The 18,898-nt window shown below is 63.2% G+C and carries 16 protein-coding genes, 1 tRNA gene and 3 pseudogenes; 15 read left to right on the plus strand and 5 right to left on the minus strand.

Annotated elements, in window-relative coordinates; genetic code table 11:
- The first annotated feature begins 17 nt into the window (after positions 1–17).
- The 9 genes and pseudogenes from ACFQAU_RS04850 to ACFQAU_RS04890 all read left to right on the plus strand — a co-directional run bounded on the left by ACFQAU_RS04850 (position 18) and on the right by ACFQAU_RS04890 (position 8,439).
- On the plus strand, positions 18–566 hold the full coding sequence (locus ACFQAU_RS04850; RefSeq protein ID WP_417806808.1) for an XdhC family protein: 549 nt from the start codon (positions 18–20) through the stop codon (positions 564–566).
- Positions 563–2,080, plus strand: a complete 1,518-nt coding sequence (locus ACFQAU_RS04855; RefSeq protein ID WP_132444597.1) for an ABC transporter ATP-binding protein — start codon at positions 563–565, stop codon at positions 2,078–2,080. Before ACFQAU_RS04850 ends, ACFQAU_RS04855 begins: the two co-directional genes overlap by 4 nt.
- Positions 2,081–2,122: 42 nt before the next feature.
- Positions 2,123–3,204, plus strand: a pseudogene (locus tag ACFQAU_RS04860) (ABC transporter permease).
- Positions 3,204–4,124, plus strand: a complete 921-nt coding sequence (locus ACFQAU_RS04865) for an ABC transporter permease (RefSeq protein ID WP_120350281.1) — start codon at positions 3,204–3,206, stop codon at positions 4,122–4,124. Before ACFQAU_RS04860 ends, ACFQAU_RS04865 begins: the two are co-directional and overlap by 1 nt.
- 71 nt (positions 4,125–4,195) lie before the next feature.
- Entirely contained in the window at positions 4,196–5,269 is a 1,074-nt protein-coding gene (locus tag ACFQAU_RS04870; protein ID WP_120350280.1) for a BMP family ABC transporter substrate-binding protein, read from the plus strand.
- A 115-nt stretch (positions 5,270–5,384) separates the two neighbouring features.
- On the plus strand, positions 5,385–6,002 hold the full coding sequence (locus ACFQAU_RS04875) for a glutathione S-transferase family protein (protein WP_132444601.1): 618 nt from the start codon (positions 5,385–5,387) through the stop codon (positions 6,000–6,002).
- Positions 6,003–6,067: 65 nt separating this feature from the next.
- Positions 6,068–7,005 (plus strand): annotated as a pseudogene (locus ACFQAU_RS04880) (aldo/keto reductase).
- On the plus strand, positions 7,002–7,655 hold the full coding sequence (locus ACFQAU_RS04885; RefSeq protein ID WP_206054300.1) for a DUF938 domain-containing protein: 654 nt from the start codon (positions 7,002–7,004) through the stop codon (positions 7,653–7,655). The pseudogene ACFQAU_RS04880 and the gene ACFQAU_RS04885 overlap by 4 nt, the downstream one beginning before the upstream one ends.
- Before the next feature lie 118 nt (positions 7,656–7,773).
- Entirely contained in the window at positions 7,774–8,439 is a 666-nt protein-coding gene (locus ACFQAU_RS04890) for a glycoside hydrolase family 25 protein (RefSeq protein ID WP_386280935.1), read from the plus strand.
- A 93-nt stretch (positions 8,440–8,532) separates the two neighbouring features.
- On the opposite strand, the gene ACFQAU_RS04895 is transcribed toward ACFQAU_RS04890, so the two are convergent.
- The 5 genes and pseudogenes from ACFQAU_RS04895 to ACFQAU_RS04915 form a co-directional block, all read right to left on the minus strand.
- Positions 8,533–8,766 carry a hypothetical protein gene (locus ACFQAU_RS04895; RefSeq protein WP_386280938.1) on the minus strand — a complete coding sequence of 78 codons (234 nt, stop codon included), beginning with the start codon at positions 8,764–8,766 and terminating at the stop codon, positions 8,533–8,535.
- Positions 8,767–8,788: 22 nt separating this feature from the next.
- Positions 8,789–9,262 carry a hypothetical protein gene (locus ACFQAU_RS04900; RefSeq protein WP_386280941.1) on the minus strand — a complete coding sequence of 158 codons (474 nt, stop codon included), beginning with the start codon at positions 9,260–9,262 and terminating at the stop codon, positions 8,789–8,791.
- Between the two features lie 11 nt (positions 9,263–9,273).
- Positions 9,274–11,766, minus strand: coding sequence for a GcvT family protein (locus ACFQAU_RS04905; RefSeq protein ID WP_132444611.1), 2,493 nt, complete (start codon positions 11,764–11,766; stop codon positions 9,274–9,276).
- 208 nt (positions 11,767–11,974) lie between these two features.
- Positions 11,975–13,377, minus strand: a pseudogene (locus tag ACFQAU_RS04910) (FAD-binding oxidoreductase).
- Between the two features lie 101 nt (positions 13,378–13,478).
- Positions 13,479–14,465, minus strand: a complete 987-nt coding sequence (locus ACFQAU_RS04915; protein WP_132444615.1) for a 2-hydroxyacid dehydrogenase — start codon at positions 14,463–14,465, stop codon at positions 13,479–13,481.
- 155 nt (positions 14,466–14,620) lie between these two features.
- On the opposite strand from ACFQAU_RS04915, the gene ACFQAU_RS04920 reads away from it, so the two are divergent.
- The 6 genes from ACFQAU_RS04920 (at position 14,621) to ACFQAU_RS04945 (ending at position 18,761) form a co-directional block, all read left to right on the plus strand.
- Complete coding sequence (locus ACFQAU_RS04920) at positions 14,621–15,130, plus strand: SH3 domain-containing protein (RefSeq protein WP_120350271.1); 510 nt, start codon at positions 14,621–14,623, stop codon at positions 15,128–15,130.
- A 77-nt stretch (positions 15,131–15,207) separates the two neighbouring features.
- On the plus strand, positions 15,208–16,200 hold the full coding sequence (locus tag ACFQAU_RS04925; protein WP_132444617.1) for an NADPH:quinone reductase: 993 nt from the start codon (positions 15,208–15,210) through the stop codon (positions 16,198–16,200).
- A gap of 66 nt (positions 16,201–16,266) precedes the next feature.
- Positions 16,267–17,535 (plus strand): mechanosensitive ion channel domain-containing protein, encoded by a 1,269-nt coding sequence (locus tag ACFQAU_RS04930; protein WP_386280947.1) that lies wholly within the window; start codon positions 16,267–16,269, stop codon positions 17,533–17,535.
- A 136-nt stretch (positions 17,536–17,671) separates the two neighbouring features.
- Positions 17,672–17,746 (plus strand) — tRNA-Gln (locus tag ACFQAU_RS04935).
- Positions 17,747–17,855: 109 nt separating this feature from the next.
- Positions 17,856–18,227: a hypothetical protein gene (locus ACFQAU_RS04940; RefSeq protein ID WP_132444621.1), complete on the plus strand. Its 372-nt coding sequence runs from the start codon at positions 17,856–17,858 to the stop codon at positions 18,225–18,227.
- Positions 18,228–18,269: 42 nt separating this feature from the next.
- Complete coding sequence (locus ACFQAU_RS04945) at positions 18,270–18,761, plus strand: copper chaperone PCu(A)C (RefSeq protein ID WP_132444622.1); 492 nt, start codon at positions 18,270–18,272, stop codon at positions 18,759–18,761.
- Positions 18,762–18,898: the final 137 nt, after the last annotated feature.

An 18,898-nucleotide genomic window follows, 5' to 3' on the forward strand; every position in this document is an offset into this window, starting at 1 on the left:
GGCCCCGGCCTTGGCCAATGCTGCGGCGGCGCGGTAAGCCTGCGCTACACTGCCGCGCCCCGCCCGCTCGACAACCCCACGCCGCTGCCGCTGGACGCCACATTCGAGAGCGACACGCCCCTCTGGCTTTGGGGGCGGGGCACGTGGGCCGCGCGGTGGTGGCCGCCTGCCCAGCCAGTGCCTTTGCCATCACATGGATCGACAGCGCGACGGACCGTTTCCCCAAAGACGTGCCGCCCCATGTCACCGCCACCCCCGCCGCCGACATGCCGCGCCTTGCCGTCCACGCGCCGCAAAACGCGCATCACCTGATCTTCACCTATTCCCATGACATCGACCTCGCCCTCTGCGCTGCCCTGCTTAAACGCGGGGCAGAGAGTGTCGGCTTGATCGGCTCTGACACAAAAAAGTCACGGTTTTCCCGCCGCTTGCGCGACATGGGGCTGGATCCCTCTGGCATCATCTGCCCTATTGGCGATAAGTCGCTGGGCAAGCTGCCCGCCCAGATTGCACATGGTGCGTTGATCTCTCTCATCGCCCGGACCCAGACAAAGGTTTCCGCATGACTGACAAACTTCTCGACCTCTCTGGGTTGACCAAGGCCTACCCCGGCGTCGTCGCGAACGATGACGTGTCCTTGCGGATCGCCCCGGGTGAGGTCCACGCCCTGCTGGGCGAGAATGGCGCGGGCAAATCCACACTGGTCAAAATGATCTACGGGCTGGTCAAACCTGACGCGGGTCAGATGCAAATGCGGGGCGAGAACTTTGCCCCCACCGATCCCCATGCGGCACGACAGGCGGGCGTCGGCATGGTGTTTCAACATTTCTCGCTTTTCGATGCGCTCAGCGTGGCAGAGAACATCGCCCTCGGCATGGAAAACCCGCCGCGCATGCGTGAGCTGAGCCAGCAAATCCGCGATGTGTCGGATACCTATGGCCTGCCGCTTGCCCCTGACCGCACCGTCGGCGATCTGTCGGCAGGCGAACGTCAGCGGGTTGAGATCATCCGCTGCCTGCTGCAAGAGCCCAAACTGCTGATCATGGACGAGCCGACCTCAGTCCTAACGCCGCAAGAGGTTGAAATCCTGTTCAAAACCCTGCGCAAGCTCAGCGCAGAGGGCACCGCGATCCTTTATATCTCGCACAAGCTCGAAGAGATCCGCAGCCTTTGCGACAGCGCGACGATCCTGCGGTTGGGCAAGGTCGTCGGCCATTGCACCCCGCGCGAAACATCCGCGCGCGACATGGCTGAAATGATGGTCGGCTCGGCGCTGAAAACGCCCACGCGCGACAGCAAAGAACCGGGCGAAGTGACGCTGACGCTCAACAAACTCTCGGCGCGGTCGCCCCATGCTTTCGGCATGCCGCTGCGCGAGATTTCGGTCGAGGTACGGCGCGGTGAGGTGCTGGGCATCGGCGGCGTTGCGGGCAATGGGCAGGATGAATTGCTCAACGCTCTCTCGGGTGAAACGCTGGTCGGCGCGGGCATGATCACCTTTGACGGGCGCGACATCGGCCTTCTGGGCCCCACCGCCCGCCGTGCGCTTGGCGTGTTGACCGCGCCCGAAGAGCGGCTGGGCCATGCTGCCGTTCCGGATATGTCGCTAACTGAAAACGCGATGCTGACCGGTGCCGCCCGCGAAGGGCTGGAGCGGGGCGGCATGCTCGACTGGGGCAAGGCGCGCAGCTTTGCCGAGAAGATCATCAAGACATTCGACGTGCGCACCCCCGGCCCCGGCAATGCGGCGCGCTCGCTCTCGGGTGGGAACCTGCAGAAATTCGTCATCGGACGCGAGGTCCTGCAACGGCCCGAGCTGCTGGTGGTGAACCAGCCGACTTGGGGTGTCGATGCCTCTGCCGCCGCCGCGATCCGGCAGGCGCTTTTGGACCTCGCTTCCGGCGGCACCGCCGTGATCGTCATCAGCCAAGACCTTGATGAGTTGATGGAGATTTCCGACAATTTCGCCGCCCTGAACGAGGGCCGCCTGTCGCCGACGCGCCCCGCGCAGGGGCTGACGGTCGACGAGATTGGCCTGATGATGGGCGGCGCGCATGGCATGGAGGTGGCGCATGTTTGACGCAGCCTCCGTATCTTTCACTCTGACCATTGGGGGTGATCTGTGATCCGCCTTGAAAAGCGCCCGCAGCCCAGCCGGGCCCTTTCCCTGTCGACGCCGATCATGGCGGTGCTGGCCACTTTCATCTTCGGCGGGCTCTTGTTCGCCGTGCTGGGCAAAGACCCGGTCGAGGCGCTGCAAACGATCTTTTGGCAGCCGCTGTTTGGCGAATATGCCTTTTATTACCGCCCACAACTGCTGATCAAAGGCGCGCCCTTGGTGCTGATCGCCATCGGCCTCAGCCTTGGGTTCAAAGCGGGCATCTGGAACATCGGGGCCGAGGGGCAGTACATCATGGGCGCCATCTTTGGCGCGGCTGCGGGGCTGGCGTTCTACCCTGCCGAAGGGTGGTACATCTTCCCGCTGATGGTGCTCGCGGGCGCCTTTGGCGGTTGGCTTTGGGCGATGATCCCGGCCCTTTTGAAGGTGCGTTTTGGCACGAATGAAATCCTCGTCTCGCTGATGCTGGTCTATGTGGCCGAGCAATTCCTTGCTTCTATGTCATTGGGTTTGCTGAAGAACCCCGAAGGCTATGGCTTTCCCGGCTCGCGCAACCTGCAACAATATGCGCCCGCGCATAACGCCGAGCTTTTCGCGGGGTCCGGCATGCATTGGGGCGTGGTCGCGGCTCTCATCGCGGTGATATTCGCCTACGTCCTACTCGCCAAACACCGGTTGGGCTTTGCCATCCGCGTGACAGGCGAGGCCCCCGCGCCGCACGTTTCTCGGGTGTGAACCCGGCGCGGCTGGTGTTGTTTTGCCTTGGCACCTCGGGCCTGCTCGCCGGGCTTGCGGGGATGTTTGAGGTCGCGGGCCCCTCGGGTCAGATCACCATCGACTTTAACGTGGGCTATGGGTTCACCGCGATCATCGTGGCCTTCCTTGGCCGTCTGCACCCCATCGGCATTCTGCTCGCAGGCGGATTGATGGCGCTGACCTACATCGGCGGCGACATCGCGCAGTCCAACCTCGGCCTGCCCGCCGCTGCGATCCAAGTGTTCCAAGGGATGCTCCTGTTCTTCCTGCTCGCGCTGGACGTTTTCACACATTACCGGCTGCGTCTTGGCGCGGCGGAGGCTGCCTGATGGATCTCTCTGCAATCAACCCGCTCTTGTTTGTCGCAGGCTTCCTTGTCGCGGCCACACCGCTGATTTTTGCCGCCATCGGCGAATTGGTGGTCGAGAAATCCGGCGTGCTGAACCTCGGCGTCGAAGGCATGATGATCACTGGCGCGATCTGCGGCTTTGCCACGGCGGTTGAGACCGGCTCGCCGCTTTTAGGCTTTGCCGCCGCTGCTGTTGGCGGTGCCGTCCTCAGCCTGCTCTTCGCCTTCCTGACGCAGGTGGCGCTGGCCAATCAGGTCGCCTCTGGCCTATCACTCACCCTCTTTGGCCTCGGCCTCTCGGCGCTGATCGGCCAAAGCTACGTCGGGATCAAACCGCCACGGTTGGGCGATATCGACTTTGGCCGCTTGGCCGACATTCCCGTCATCGGGCCGATCCTCTTTACCCATGACATCATCCTTTACCTGGGCATCGCGCTGGTCGCCGGGGTCTGGGCGGTGCTGAAATTCACCCGCGCCGGGCTGATCCTGCGCGCGGTGGGCGAAAGCCACGACGCGGCCCATGCGCTTGGCTATAAGGTTAAACGCATCCGCACGATGGCAATCTTGTTCGGCGGGGCCTGCGCGGGCTTGGGCGGCGCCTACATCAGCCTGATCCGTGTGCCGCAATGGACCGAAGGCATGACCGCCGGGATCGGCTGGATCGCCCTTGCCCTCGTCGTCTTTGCCAGCTGGAAACCATGGCGCGCGCTGCTGGGTGCCTATCTTTTCGGCGGCATCACCCAGTTGCAGTTGAACTTGCAAGGCGCGGGCGTTGCCATACCGGTAGAGTATCTGGCAATGTCGCCGTATATCATCACCATCATCGTTCTGGTGGTGCTGTCGGCGGATAAAAGCGCCGCGCCGGCCTCACTGGGCCGAACCTTCCACGCCTCAAACTAGGGGCATCACGTCACGCGGCCCTGCGCCGCACATCAAGCCCCAGCAAGGGGCACGTAAACAGGGGAAACCTCATGAAACTATCCACCCTTATGACCAGCGCGGCACTTGCGCTCGGCCTTGCTTCGGGCGCTGTTGCCCAAGACAAGACCAAGGTCGGCTTTGTCTTTGTTGGCCCCGTGGGCGACGGCGGCTGGACCTACGAGCATAACGAAGGCCGCTTGGCCGTCGAAGAAGAGTTCGGCGATAAGGTCGAAACCGTCTTCGTCGAAAGCGTTGCCGAAGGCCCGGACTCTGAGCGTGTGATGACCCAGATGGCGCTCGACGGTGCCGACCTGATCTTCACCACCTCCTTTGGCTACATGGACCCCACGATCAACGTCGCTAAGAAATTCCCCGACGTGAAGTTCGAGCACGCCACCGGCTACAAACGCGCCGACAACGTCTCGACGTACTCCGCGCGTTTCTACGAAGGCCGTGCCATTCAGGGCCACATTGCGGGCTCGATGACCGAGAGCAACATCATCGGCTACATCGGCTCCTTCCCGATCCCCGAAGTGATCCGCGGCATCAACTCCGCCTATATCCACGCCAAGAAAGTGAACCCCGACGTTCAGTTCAAAATCGTCTGGGCCTACACATGGTTTGACCCGGCCAAAGAAGCCGACGCCGCCAAGGTTCTGATCGAACAAGGCGCTGACGTGGTCCTGCAACACACCGATTCCACAGCACCCCAAGCGGCGGCACAGGAAGCGGGCAACGTGATCACCTTCGGTCAGGCGTCCGACATGGCGCAATACGGTCCCAAGCCGCGCGTCTCTTCGATCATTGACGACTGGGCACCCTACTACATCGAGCGCGTCAAAGCGGTCATGGACGGCACATGGGAATCCACCGACACATGGGACGGCATCGGGCCGGGCATGGTCGGCATTGGCGAGATCTCTGACGCCGTTCCCGCCGACGTGAAAGCCGAAGCGCTGGAAATGAAAGACAAGATCGCATCGGGCGAATACCACCCCTTCACCGGGCCGATCAACAAACAGGACGGCTCCGCTTGGCTGGCCGAGGGCGAGACCGCCGATGACGGCACGCTCGCGGGCATGAACTTCTATGTCGAAGGCATCGAAGGCACGATCCCGCAGTAAGCCGAACCGGCTCACAGATGACAGGGGCGTGCGGGCAACCGTGCGCCCCTTTTTCGTTGCGGCCCGCGCCGGGGTTGCTAGGCTCGCCCTTCCCTCTTCGTGAAAGGCGCTTGCCATGATCACCGTGCACCACCTCAACCGCTCCCGCTCACAGCGCATCCTTTGGCTGCTGGAGGAGTTGGATCAGCCCTATGACGTCATCCGCTACCAGCGCGATGCCGAAACCAACCTCGCCCCGCCCGAGTTGAAACTGGTGCATCCTTTGGGCAAATCCCCGATGATTGAGATTGACGGCCAGTTGGTTGTCGAAAGCGCTGCCATCGTCGATCTGCTCTGCACCCGCTTCGCGCCCGAAATGATCCCTGAACGCGATACGCCCGCCTTCCTGCGCCATATGGAGCTGATGCATTTCGCCGAAGGCTCTGCCATGACGCCGATCCTGCTGAACCTCTATGTCTCGCGCTTGGGCGATGCCGCCGCGCCGCTGCACCCGCGTATCAGTTCAGAGTTGGACAACCACTACAGCTATATGAACAGCCTCGTGCGCCCCTCCGGGCACTTCGTACAAGATACGCTTTCGGCCGCCGACATCATGCTGAGCTTCCCCGCCGAGGTTGCCATGCGACAAGGCCGGGCTGCGGATTACCCCGCCCTCAAAGGCTTCATCGAGACGATCCAAAACCGCCCCGCTTACCAACGCGCGCTAGAAAAGGGCGAGCCACAAGACGACTAGCGCCCCACCGCCTGCCCGGCGCCAAGCCCATTGCGCGCGGGCAGCGCCCATGCCACCAATCGTGCATGAACCAGATGCTCACCAGCCTTGACGGCACCCCCGCCAGCCGCCTCGCCTTCGGCACGATGCAATTCGGCGGTCGCGCCGATGCAGCGGCCTCCCGCGCGATGTTCGACGCCTGTATCGAGGCGGGGATCACCCATTTCGACACGGCCCACGTCTATACCGACGGGGCGTCCGAGACGCTGCTGGGCCAGTTCGTGCAAGACCGCCGCGACAGCCTGATCGTGGCCACCAAAGCCGCCTATATCGGCGGCGCAGGGCGTGCCAATATCCTCGCCTCTGCCGAGACTTCGCGCCAGCGGATGCAGCTTGATACGCTCGACGTGCTCTACTTGCACCGCTTCGACCCAGACACACCGCTGACCGAAAGCTTCGCCGCGCTGGCCGAGTTGAAAGATCTGGGCCATATCCGTCAAATTGGCCTGTCCAACTTCGCCGCATGGCAGGTCGTCAAAGCGGCCCATATCGCCGCCGACTTCGGCCTAGAGATCGCCGTGATCCAACCGATGTACAACCTCGTCAAACGCCAAGCCGAGGTCGAGATCCTCCCCATGGCCCATGACCTCGACATTCTCGTCGCGCCCTACTCCCCCTGGGCGGCGGGCTGCTGACCGGGAAATATGCCACCGGAGGCACAGGTCGCCTCAGCGAAGATGACCGTTATGCTGCCCGCTACGGACAAGAGGTGATGCACGGCGCCGCTGCCGGGCTGGCCGCCCTCGCCCGCGATCTCGGCACCCATCCGGCGACCCTCGCCGTGGCATGGGCGGCGGCACACCCCACGCGGCCAACCCCGATCATTTCCGCCCGCTCTTTGGCACAGCTTGAACCGTCACTAGCCGCGCTGAACTACCACATGACGCCGCAGACCTACGCCGCCATCGCCGCGCTCTCGCCCACACCGCCCCCGGCCACCGATCGGCTGGAAGAGCAATCATGAGCCGACTGCCCCCGAGTGCCAGCGTCGCCGAAAACGCAGGCGGCGACCGTCTTTTCGCCCCCGCCGCCGCACGCAATCTCGACGCGCTTTGCGATCTGCTGGCAACCCACGCTCCACAAAAAGGCCGCGCGCTGGAAATCGCCAGCGGCACCGGCCAGCATGTGGTCGGCTTTGCCAAACGCCTGCCGGGCCTCACATGGCTGCCCAGCGACATCGACACAGCCCGCCGCGCCAGCATCAACGCCCACGCGGCCGAGGCCACCCTGCCCAATATCGCCCCGGCCCTGCCACTCGACGCGACCAGCCCCGGCTGGGCAGCCGAGCATGGCCCCTTCGACCTGATCATGTTGGCCAACCTGCTGCACCTCATCCCAACCCCCGCCACTCGGAGCCTGATCACCGAAGCCGCCACAGCCCTCGCCCCCGGCGGCACACTAATCCTCTACGGCCCCTTCAAACGCGCCGGCCAAACCACCTCTCCCGGCGACACCCGTTTTGACGCCGAACTGCGCACCGCCGACCCCACGATCGGCTACAAAGACAACATCGACATGGCCCGCTGGCTTAGCGATGCGGGCCTTAGCCCGATCGACGAAGTGGACATGCCCGCCAATAACCTCGCATTCATCGCCAGAAAGCCCAGCCCATGATCCTCCGCCGCGCCCTGATCCTGTCGCTCCTTGCCCTCGCCGCCTGTGGCCGCTCCGGCAGCCCGCCCCCGCCGATCCCGGCACGCTCTTTCCGGCCCGTTTCGGCGACAGCGACCCGGTGGATTTCAACGGCCGCACACCGCAATCTTTCCCCGTCCACGGGATTGACGTGGCCCGTTTTCAGAACAACATCGACTGGAACACCGCCCGCAGAAACGGTGTGAACTTCGCCTTCATCAAAGCCACCGAAGGCGGAGACCTGAAAGACATCAACTTCGACACCCACTGGCAAGGCGCAGGCCAAGCCGCCGTCAAACGCGGCGCCTACCATTTCTATTACTTCTGCACCTCACCCGAGGATCAGGCCCGCTGGTTCATCCGCAACGTCCCCCGCACCCCCGGCATGCTGCCCCCGGTGCTCGACATGGAATGGAACCCGTTTTCCCCCACCTGCGCCCACATCCGCCCGCCTGCATCCGAAGTCCGCGACCAAATGCGCCGCTGGCTCGCCGTGGTAGAGCGTCACTACGGCCAGCGCCCGGTCATCTACACAACGCCGAAATTCTACCGCGAAAATGGCCTATCTGGCTTTAACGGCTATGACTTCTGGCTGCGCACCACCGCCAAAACCCCCGCCGAGGCCTACCCCGGCCAAACTTGGCGCTTCTGGCAATACAGCGCCACCGGCATCGTCCCCGGCATTGGCGGTGACGTAGACCTCAACGCCTTCTCCGGCAGCAGCGCCCAATGGCAAAACTGGGTCGCCACCCGCGCCGCACGCTAAAGCCAAAGGGGGGAACGCATCCCCCCCTCCCTTCATCCTTTCTTAAATACCGCTGCGCCACCTTACCCCCGCGCGCGCCGCTTGCGGCCGCCCTCAATCCCGCGCGTAATGACGCGCCACGACAAACAGCCCGCCCACCAACAAAAGCGGCAGCAAGAATATCCGAAACACATGCACGCCCAGCACCGCCAACAGCGCGCCAATCAACTCATCCGCCCGGCTCCAGAGGTTGCTCGCAAGCTGCCGATACTCCGTCAGCCCCGGCTCTTCCTCACCCAAAGCCTCGCTGCCACCGACACGGGCGGTGATCTCCTCGATCACCTTCATATTGCGGTCATAGACTCCTCGGTCAGCGTCCCGGCCAGCGGCTCCGACACCACCAAGGCCAGCGGCAGCGCAAACCCCAGAAACCCACCATACCAAGCCAAACGCCGGGGCAGCCCCCATGCCCACGCTTGCTCAAGGCCCATATCCCAAGCGCGAGGCTCAGCAAGCCCAAGCCAATCGCACTCACCGGGCCAAGCGCCACCGCGATCACCCCGGTGGCCACCATCACGCCGAAAACCAACCCCGCGATCCGCTCAACCGTGTCGTCAATCGGTTCCAACACCTTCAAAGGTCGCGCCGACCCCGAAGCGATGAAGGATAGCCCAACCTCGATCTCTTGCGCTGTCGATAGAAAGGCATTCAACGTGCGCAGCGTGACATAGCTCGCCGCCGCCGTAGTCGCCACATCCGCGGCATAGCCCTGCGCCGCGCTGACAACCGGATTGTCCCGCAACAGCGCCGCCGTCAGCGCCAGTACACAGAAAAAAGCAAGCAACCCCCGCCGGATCAACCGTCCGCCCGGATGCGCTGGTTCTTCGGATCATAGGGACTGTCTTCGACCACCTCGGCCTCCCACAATTGATCAAGCATCTTTACCTTCAGCTTCGTGCCTACCACCGCGTCTTGCAGTTGCACATAGCCCATGCCGATGCTCTTGCCGAATGCAACCGAATAGCCACCCGAGGTCAGCCGCCCGGTGCGCCGCGCGCCATTGTAAAGCACCTCACGCCCCCAAGGGTCCGCATCCTCCGGCCCGTCGATCAGAACCGTCACGCATTTCACGCGAATGCCGTGATCGAGCATCGCCTGCTTCCCGTGAAACTCTTTATTCAGATCCACAAAGCGCGGCAAATCCGCCTCCAACGGCGTCGCATCCCGGCCCAACTCATTGCCAAAGGCGCGATAGCTCTTCTCTTGCCTCAGCCAGTTCTGCGCCCGCGCGCCAACCAGCTTCATGCCATGCGGCGCGCCCGCCTTTTCCAACTGATCAAACAAATGGTTCTGCATCTCAATCGGATGATGCAATTCCCAACCGAGCTCCCCGGTATAGGCCACCCGGATCGCTCGTACCGGCACCATCCCCAACTCAATGTTGCGCATGGTCAGCCAGGGGAACCGCTTGTTGCTCAGCACCGTGTCGGGCTCCGCATCGCGCACCAAATCCCGCAGCACATCACGCGACTTCGGCCCAGCAATCGCAAAAACTCCCCACTGCGTGGTCACGTCATGACATTCGACATAACCTACCTCGGGCATCTTGTCGGCAATCGCCTTGCGCAGGTAATCGCTGTCATAGGCGCTCCACGCGCCCGCCGAGACAAGGTAGTATTCGTCCTGCGCCAGCCGCACGATGGTATATTCCGTCCGCGTCGTCCCTGCCCCCGTCAGCGCATAGGTCAGGTTAATCCGCCCCACCGAGGGCAGCTTATTGCAGGTGAACCAATCCAAGAAAGCCGTTGCCCCCGGCCCGCGGACCAGATGTTTGGTAAAGGCCGTGGCGTCAATCAAGCCCACCCCTTCGCGGATGGATTTCGCCTCGTCCACCGCGTGCTGCCACCAGCCCCCGCGCCGAAAGGATCGGCTGTCATGATCATTAAACCCTTCGGGCGCAAAATAATTCGGCCGCTCCCAGCCATTCACCTGCCCAAACTGCGCCCCCCGCGCCGCCTGCCGGTCATAGGCCGGAGAGGTCCGCAAAGGCCGACACGCAGGACGCTCCTCATCCGGATGGTGCAGGATATAAACGTGGTCGTAAGCCTCTTCATTCTTCCGCGCGGCATATTCCGTGGTCACCCAATCGCCGTAGCGTTTCGGATCAAGGCTCGCCATGTCGATCTCGGCCTCGCCCTCAACCATCATCTGCGCCAAATAATACCCCGTGCCCCCCGCCGCCGTGATCCCAAACGAAAACCCTTCCGCCAACCACATGTTGCGCAAGCCCGGCGCAGGGCCGACCAGCGGATTACCATCCGGCGTATAACAAATTGGCCCGTTGAAATCGTCCTTCAACCCGCAATTCTCAGCCGAGGGGATACGGTGGTTCATCGCCATATACTGATCTTCGATCCGCTCCAAATCCAACTGAAACAGATCCGCCCGGAAACTATCCGGCACCCCATATTCAAACCGCGCCGGGGCGTTCTTCTCATAGACCCCAAGTATCCAGCCGCCCCGTTCCTCACGCACATAGCTCTGCGCATCGGCATCCCGGATCACCGGATGCTCGCCATGCCCCGCCGCACGGTAATCAACCAGCGCCGGATCGCGGTCCATGACAATGAACTGATGTTCCACGGGCATCGCGGGCATCTTGATCCCCAACATCCGCGCGGTGCGCTGCGCATGGTTGCCGCTCGCGGTAACCACATGCTCGGCGGTAATGACGATCTGCTCATCACTGGCGACAAGGTTGCCGCCCTTCTCCACCATCTTGGTGCAAGTCACTTCCCAATGGGTGCCATTCCACTCAAAGGCATCCGCCTGCCACTTGCGCTCAATCGCCACGCCCCGCTGGCGCGCACCCTTGGCCATCGCCATCGTCACATCGGCGGGGTTAATATACCCGTCCGTCTGGTGATAAAGCGCACCCTTCAAATCCGATGTCTCAATCAACGGCCACTTCGCCTTGATCTCATCCGGGGTGAGCCATTCATACGGCACGCCGCAGGTCTCCGCGGTCGAGGCATAGAGCATATACTCATCCATCCGCGCATCGGTCTGAGCCATCCGCAGATTGCCCACCACGGCAAAACCAGCATTCAACCCGGTCTCAGCCTCCAAGGTCTTATAAAACTCGACCGAGTACTGATGAATATGCGTCGTCGCAAAAGACATGTTGAACAACGGCAGCAACCCCGCCGCATGCCAGGTCGAGCCCGAGGTCAGCTCGTCCCGCTCCAACAGCATCACATCATCCCAACCCGCCTTCGCCAGATGATAGGCAATCGACGTGCCAACCGCGCCGCCCCCGACAACCAATGCTTTGACTTGCGTTTTCATCTGCCAATCCCTCTGCCCTAGGCTCACCCCGTTGTACGCAGCAGGGCAAGAGACCGCAGGCACCAGCCGACCCAACATGGCCAAAAACCGACCTTACCCCTCACCATACGCGCCAATCCCGCGTCAGAGCACCGCCACCCCAACTTCATTCTTTTACAAATACCGTGCACCACATTTCCCGCCGCACAACATCAGGGCAGCCCCCATCTCACCCCGGCAAGATCTTCCCCGGGTTCAAAATATTATCCGGATCCAGCGCCGCCTTGAGCGTCGCCATCACATCCACCGCAGCGCCCAATTCCTTGCCCAGATAGGCCCGCTTGCCCTGCCCGATCCCATGTTCGCCGGTGCATGTCCCATCCATAGAGATCGCCAATTCCGCCAACCAGCTGACGAACACCTCGCCCCGCGCCACCTCATCGGCGTCGTCCATGTCGATCAACAGCGAGGCATGGAAGTTCCCGTCGCCTGCGTGGCCCACGATGGGCGCGATCAGCTTCAACTCCTCCGCCCGCGCCTGTGCCGCGACCACGGCATCGGCCAACCGGGAGATCGGCACGCAGACATCCGTCGCCACGGCCTTGCACCCCGGTCGCAGCGCCAGAACGGCCCAATAGCCGTCATGCCGCGCCTGCCAGAGTTTGTTGCGCTCTTCTGGGGTTGTGGTCGCCGCATAGCCGGTGCCACCAAATTCTTCGGCCAGCATGCCAAAGGTCTCGGCCTGTTCGACAACCCCGGCGTCTGAGCCGTGGAATTCCAACAACAAAAGCGGCGTTTCGGGCAGGGTCAGCTTGGAATAGGCGTTCACGGCCTTCACCACATCGGCGTCCAAAAGCTCAATCCGGGCCACGGGCAGGCCGTATTGGATCACTGCCATAACGGTCTCACAGGCCGCCTGCACCGTCGGGAAAGAACAGCGCGCCGAGGAGATCGCCTCGGGAATGCCCTGCAAACGCAGCGTGATCTCCGTGATGATCCCCAGCGTCCCTTCCGAGCCCACCATCAACCGCGTCAAATCATAGCCCGCCGAAGATTTCCGCGCCCGGCCGCCGGTGCGGATCACCCGGCCATCGGCCATCACCACCTCAAGGCTCAGGACATTGTCTTTCATCGTGCCATAGCGCACCGCATTGGTGCCGCTGGCCCGCGTCGCGGTCATCCCCCAAGCGAGGCATTGGCACCGGGATCAATCGGGAAAAACAGCCCCTGATCGCGCAAATGGGTGTTCAACGCCTCGCGGGTCACGCCGGGTTGCACCCGGCAATCCAGATCGCCCGCGTTCACCTCAAGCACCCGGTCCATCTGCATGACATCAATGCAAATCCCGCCCGCCGGCGCGTTCACATGTCCTTCGAGCGAGGTGCCCGTGCCGAAGGCAATCACCGGCACCCGATGCGCGGCACAAATACGCACCGCCTGCGCCACATCGTCGGCCGAGCGCGCCATGACCACCCCGTCGGGGGCCTGCGTCTCGATCCATGTGGTGGTGTGGCCATGCTGTTCGCGAATGGCTTGGCCGGTCAGCAGATTGGGCCCAAAGGCTTGTGCCAATTTATCTAACGCTGCGGCAATGCCCGCCTCATTGCGCTGCAGTTCTGCGATCTTCGTCAATTTTCATCTCCCAACAGCGTCTGTGCGCCGCTGGAATGCCTGCGGACGCAACTGCGAAAATACGTTCCTTCAATAGCCGCCAGTCCGCCGCTCCTGCGGGCTTACAGCATGGAGGGCACAACCTGATCTGGCGGCCGGTGGCCGTCATCGAAGGTTTTGATATTGATCAAGACCTTCTCGCCCATCTCGATCCGGCCTTCGAGTGTGGCCGACCCCATATGCGGCAGCAGCACGACGTTTTTCAACTCGCGCAGACGGGGATTAATCTCCCGCCCATGCTCATAAACATCCAGCCCCGCGCCTTTGATGTCACCCGCACGGAGCATCCGCGTCAGGGCGTTCTCGTCGATCACCTCCCCGCGGGAGGTGTTCACGATCACCGCGTCGGGCTTCATCAGCCCCAAACGGCGGGCGTTCATCAGATGAAAGGTACTGGGCGTATGGGGGCAGTTGATGCTGATCACGTCCATCCGGCTGACCATCTGATCAAGGCTGTCCCAATAGGTCGCCTCCAAGGCGCTTTCGACCTCTTCACGCAGGCGTTTGCGATTGTGGTAATGTACCTGCATCCCAAAGGCCCGCGCCCGGCGCGCCACGGCCTGACCGATCCGGCCCATGCCCAGAATGCCGAGACGACGCCCGCCGACCCGACCGCCCATCAAAGCTGTTGGCGCCCAGCCATCCCAATTGCCCGATTGCATCACCGCCATGCCCTCAGGCATGCGGCGGGTCACGGCCAAGATCAGCGCCATGGTCATATCAGCGGTATCGTCGGTCAGCACGCCGGGAGTGTTCGACACCAACACGCCGCGTTGGCGCGCGGTGCCCACGTCGATATGATCAACCCCCGCGCCATAGTTGGCGATCAGTTTCAGCCGCTCGCCCGCCTGCGTGATCAGCGGCGCGTCGATTTCATCCGTGATCGTCGGCACCAGCACATCCGCTTGGCGCATCGCCGCGCCCAATTCCTCGCGGGTCATGGGCTTGTCATCTTCGCGTAGGGTCACGTCAAACAGCTCTGACAGCCGTGTTTCCACCGCCTCTGGCAACCGTCGCGTCACTACAACACTCAACCGCTTCTTTGACATGCCTGCTCTCCCGGTCTTGGCGTCGCCTCGTTTCACAGGCATGGTGTCTCATGCAGCGACGAGGCACAAGAACTCGCGCCGGAAAAAGAGCAACAATAACCCGCAGATTTGCACAGCACCGACCCACAGCAGTGAACCGCATAGCAGGCAATTCCATGATAACCGCTTTCCTTCGCAGTGCCCTGATGGTGGGCGCGCTGCTTTTGGCGCAGGCGACCTCCGGCGTCGCACAAGAGGCGCGCGGACAGGTCACCAACCTGCCCCTCCCCCGTTTCGTTTCGATGAAAGCCTCAGAGGGCAACGTCCGCCGCGGCCCGTCGCTGTCGCACCGGATCGACTGGGTGTACAAACGCCGCGACCTGCCGCTCAGGATCACCGCCGAACATGGCCACTGGCGCCGGGTCGAAGACCGCGATGGCATGGGCGGCTGGGTGCATTACTCGCTTTTGTCGGGCACCCGCACTGTCTTGGTCGAACAAGACATGCTGCAGCTTCACGTCAACCCCGACCCAAAGGCCGCCGTGGTGGCGCGGTTGGAACTGGGCGTGGTGGCGCGCTTGGGCGAATGCACGCTTGAATGGTGCGAGTTGCGTTCGGGCGGCTTTACCGGCTGGGCCCCCAAAGTGCGGCTTTGGGGTGTTGGCCCCAAGGAGCTGCGCGAATAACACCGCCTTTCAGGCCAATTGCATGATCCCGGCGCTTGCGCCACTCTGCCGGCAAAATTCAAGCCGGAGAGAGCGCCATGCAAGCCATCACCTATGACCAATTCGGAGCCGCCGCAGATGTGCTGCGTCTGTCAGAGATCGACAGCCCCGCCCCGCAACCCGGCGAGGTCTGCGTGGCGCTGAGCCATTCGGGCGTGAACCCATCGGACGTAAAGGCCCGCGCGGGCACCCGCCCCGGCGTGACCAAACCACCCTTCCCGCAGGTCATTCCCCATAGCGATGGCGCGGGAGAGATCATCGCCGTGGGTGCGGGCGTCGATTCTGCCCGTGTGGGTCAAAAGGTCTGGGTCTGGAACGCCCAATGGCAACGCGCCTTTGGCACGGCGGCACAGCAGATCACCCTGCCCGCGCATCAGGCCGTGCCGTTGCCCAAAGGCGTCTCTTTTGAGACCGGCGCGCAGCTTGGCATTCCGGGGCTGACGGCCTGCCACGCCGTTTTCGGCGGCGGTGGCGTGGCCGGGGAGACGGTGCTGATCCAAGGCGGTGCCGGAACTGTGGGCTACCTTGCCGTGCAACTGGCGAAATGGGGCGGGGCCAAAGTGATTGCCACCTGCAGCCCGCGCGACAATGATCTGGTCCGCGAGGCTGGCGCCGATGCGGTGCTGAACTACGCCGATCCCGATCTCGCCCGTGCCGTTCTGGAGGCCAACGGCGGCAAGCCCGTCGACACAATCGTCGAGACAGAGTTCGGCCTGAACATCACCACCGACACCGAGGTCATCGCCCCCAATGGCCGCATCGCCGCCTATGGCTCGGCGGCGGAAATGTCGCCCACACTGCCCTTCTACCCGCTTCTGTTCAAAGCGGTGACCATCGACATCATCCTGATCTACCTCCTGCCCGCAGGCCCGCGCGAACAGGCGATCACCCGACTGCATCACGCGCTGGAAGACGGGGCCCTGCGCTGCCCCGTCGATACGGTTCTCCCGCTTTCCGAGGCCGCCCGCGCGCATGCCTTGGTCGAGGCCGGACAGCGCAGCGGGGCGGTGCTGCTCGATTGTCGGGGGTAGTGCGCTAATTGACCAGCCACCGCCCTCACCGAGGGGCGGTGGCCCTGCCCGTCGACGGAGACCCCCATGCGCCTGATCCCTGCCCTGCCCCGCCTGCTCTTGTGTCTATTTCTGCTTCTTGCCCTGCCGCTGGCCCCCGCCTCGGCGCAGGACAACGACCAGCCCGAAGGTACCATCGCCCTCGAAGGGGACGCCACGGCAGACGCCGCCATCGCCAACCGCATCCGCGCCATCCTGCGCGAGCTTGAGGGATTTGAGAAGGTCGGCGTCTCCGTGTCCTCGGGCATCGTCACCCTACGCGGCACCACGCTCGACACCGCCAGCGCCGGACGGCTGAGCGAACTGGCGGGCCGTGTCGAAGGGGTGGTGGCAATCCGCAACGAGGTCCGCGAAAGCACCGATGTGTCGGAACGGCTCAACCCTGCCGTGGACCGCTTCCGGGGCCGGATGGAACAGGCCGTGGCTTTCCTGCCGCTGGCCTTGGTGGCACTTGGGGTCTTTGCCCTGATCGTCGTGGCCGGACTGGCGCTGGCGCGGCTGCGCAACCCGTGGGAGCGGCTGGCCCCCAACGCCTTTATCGCTGACATTTACCGCCAGATCATCCGGCTGGCCTTTATCATCGCGGCGCTGGTCGTGGCGCTGGATATCCTTGGGGCCACCGCGCTGCTGTCGGGCATCCTTGGCGCGGCGGGGATCGTCGGCCTCGCAATCGGTTTCGCGGTGCGCGACACGGTCGAGAACTTCATTGCCTCCATCATGCTGTCGATCCGCCAGCCGTTCCGCCCCAATGACACGGTCGAGATTGACGGCGACACCGGCAAGGTGATCCGCCTGACCAGCCGCGCCACGATCTTGCTCAGCTATGACGGCAACCATCTGCGCATTCCCAATGCCACCGTCTTTAAAAGTCGGATCATCAACTATTCGCGCAACGCCGAGCGGCGGTTCACCTTTACCCTTTCGGTGACCAGCGACGCCGATCTGGCCCGCGCCCGAGACTTGGCGCTGGAGGTGTTGAATGGCCTTCCCTTTGTCCTGCCCAGCCCCGAAGCCGCCGCTTGGGTGGAGGAGGTCGCCGATCACTGGATCAACATGCAATTCGCCGGTTGGATCAATCAAGAGACCACCGATCTGGTCGCTGCGCGCAGCGAAGCGATTCGACTGACGCTGGCCGCCTTTGACGCGGCGGGCCTCACCGCACAGCCTCCCGCTTATCGGCTGATCACCCAAAGCGAATCGTCCCCAACCGCGCAACACGATCGCCCCAAACGCCGAGCGCGCCCGCGAATCCCGCCGCCGCACAGCCAGTTGCCCCCCAAACCGAGCGTGAGCTGACCCGCATCGTCGCGCAGGAACGCGCCGAATTGCCCAGCAAAGACCTGCTCTCCGTTGATGCCGCCGAAGAATAGGCTAATTTATCAAAAACGGGTCTTGCACCCCGGGCCAGAGAACTCTAATTAGCGCCCTGTGTTGGGATGTAGCCAAGTGGTAAGGCAACTGTTTTTGGTACAGTGTACCGTAGGTTCGAATCCTACCATCCCAGCCAACACACTCCCCGATAGCCATCACCGACTACCGCACAGCGCCCCTACGACATCACGTCGCAGACCAAAGCGCCCTATAGCGTTGCGGTGTCAGCCGCGGTATCAGCGCGCATGTCCGCCGTTTCGCGCATATCCTCGCTTCGGGTTAGCCTGACCCTCTTGCTGGTGCTGGCCCTTGCCAGCTTGCCCTTCGCACATCGTGCGACCGCGCAGGTACAGCAAGACCCGGCCTTCATCGCCTTTATCCAAGCGGGCGGCACGCTGAGCGATCTTTGCGACGGCCCGCTCGAGGGGCAGAACCATGCGGCCTTGGATTGCGAAGCCTGCCGGATCGTCAATGCGTTGATCTTGCCGACCCCGACAGATGTCTTGCTGCCGGGCGGGAGGCTGCGTTTTGCCAAACCGCGCGCGGCCCGTGCCCTCGGCGCACCGCGCAGCCCTGCGGGGGCGCCCCCGCCCGTCCGGGGGCCGCCATTCGTCTGAGCCATCGCTTCTTTCGCAATACTCAGACAATGGACCACGACAATGAAATCTTTCTATACCGCAGCCTTGGCTGCCCTACTTGCCCTGCCCGCCGCCGCGCATGAGTACACCGCCGGTGCTTTGACCGTCGATCATCCGGTGGCCTTTGAAACCCCGAAAACCGCCCGCGTCGGCGGCGGCTATCTGACGATCACCAATGGCGGAGACAGCGCAGACCGCCTCGTCAGCATCAGCGCCGAGGGCTTCGACGAAGTCTCCCTCCATCAGACGACCACCGATGATATGGGCGTCGCGCGCATGTCGCATATCGGCGGCCTCGATCTGCCTGCAGGTGAGACGGTGACGCTTAAGCCCGGTGGGCTGCATATCATGTTCATGGGCCGCGACGGTGACCCTTTCGAGGAAGGCGAGAAAATCCCCGCCACCCTGACCTTTGAAAAGGCCGGGACCTTGGAGGTGATATTCAACGTCGAAAGCCGCCGCGGGCATGATGCGGGCGCCATGGATCACGGCGCGCACGCGCAAAAACACTAACCCCAAGCCAGTCGCAGGATGCGCCGCAAGGCGTTGACCGGCCCGCTTCGACACCTCTGCCTTTGGGCGGTGGTGGTGTTGTTTGGGGCGTTCTCGGCGTTTGCGCCCGGAACCATGCCAGAGCGCCAGCAAGGCGC

The sequence above is a fragment of the Sulfitobacter profundi genome (assembly GCF_042661425.1).
GTDB classification, from domain to species: Bacteria; Pseudomonadota; Alphaproteobacteria; order Rhodobacterales; family Rhodobacteraceae; genus Sulfitobacter; species Sulfitobacter profundi.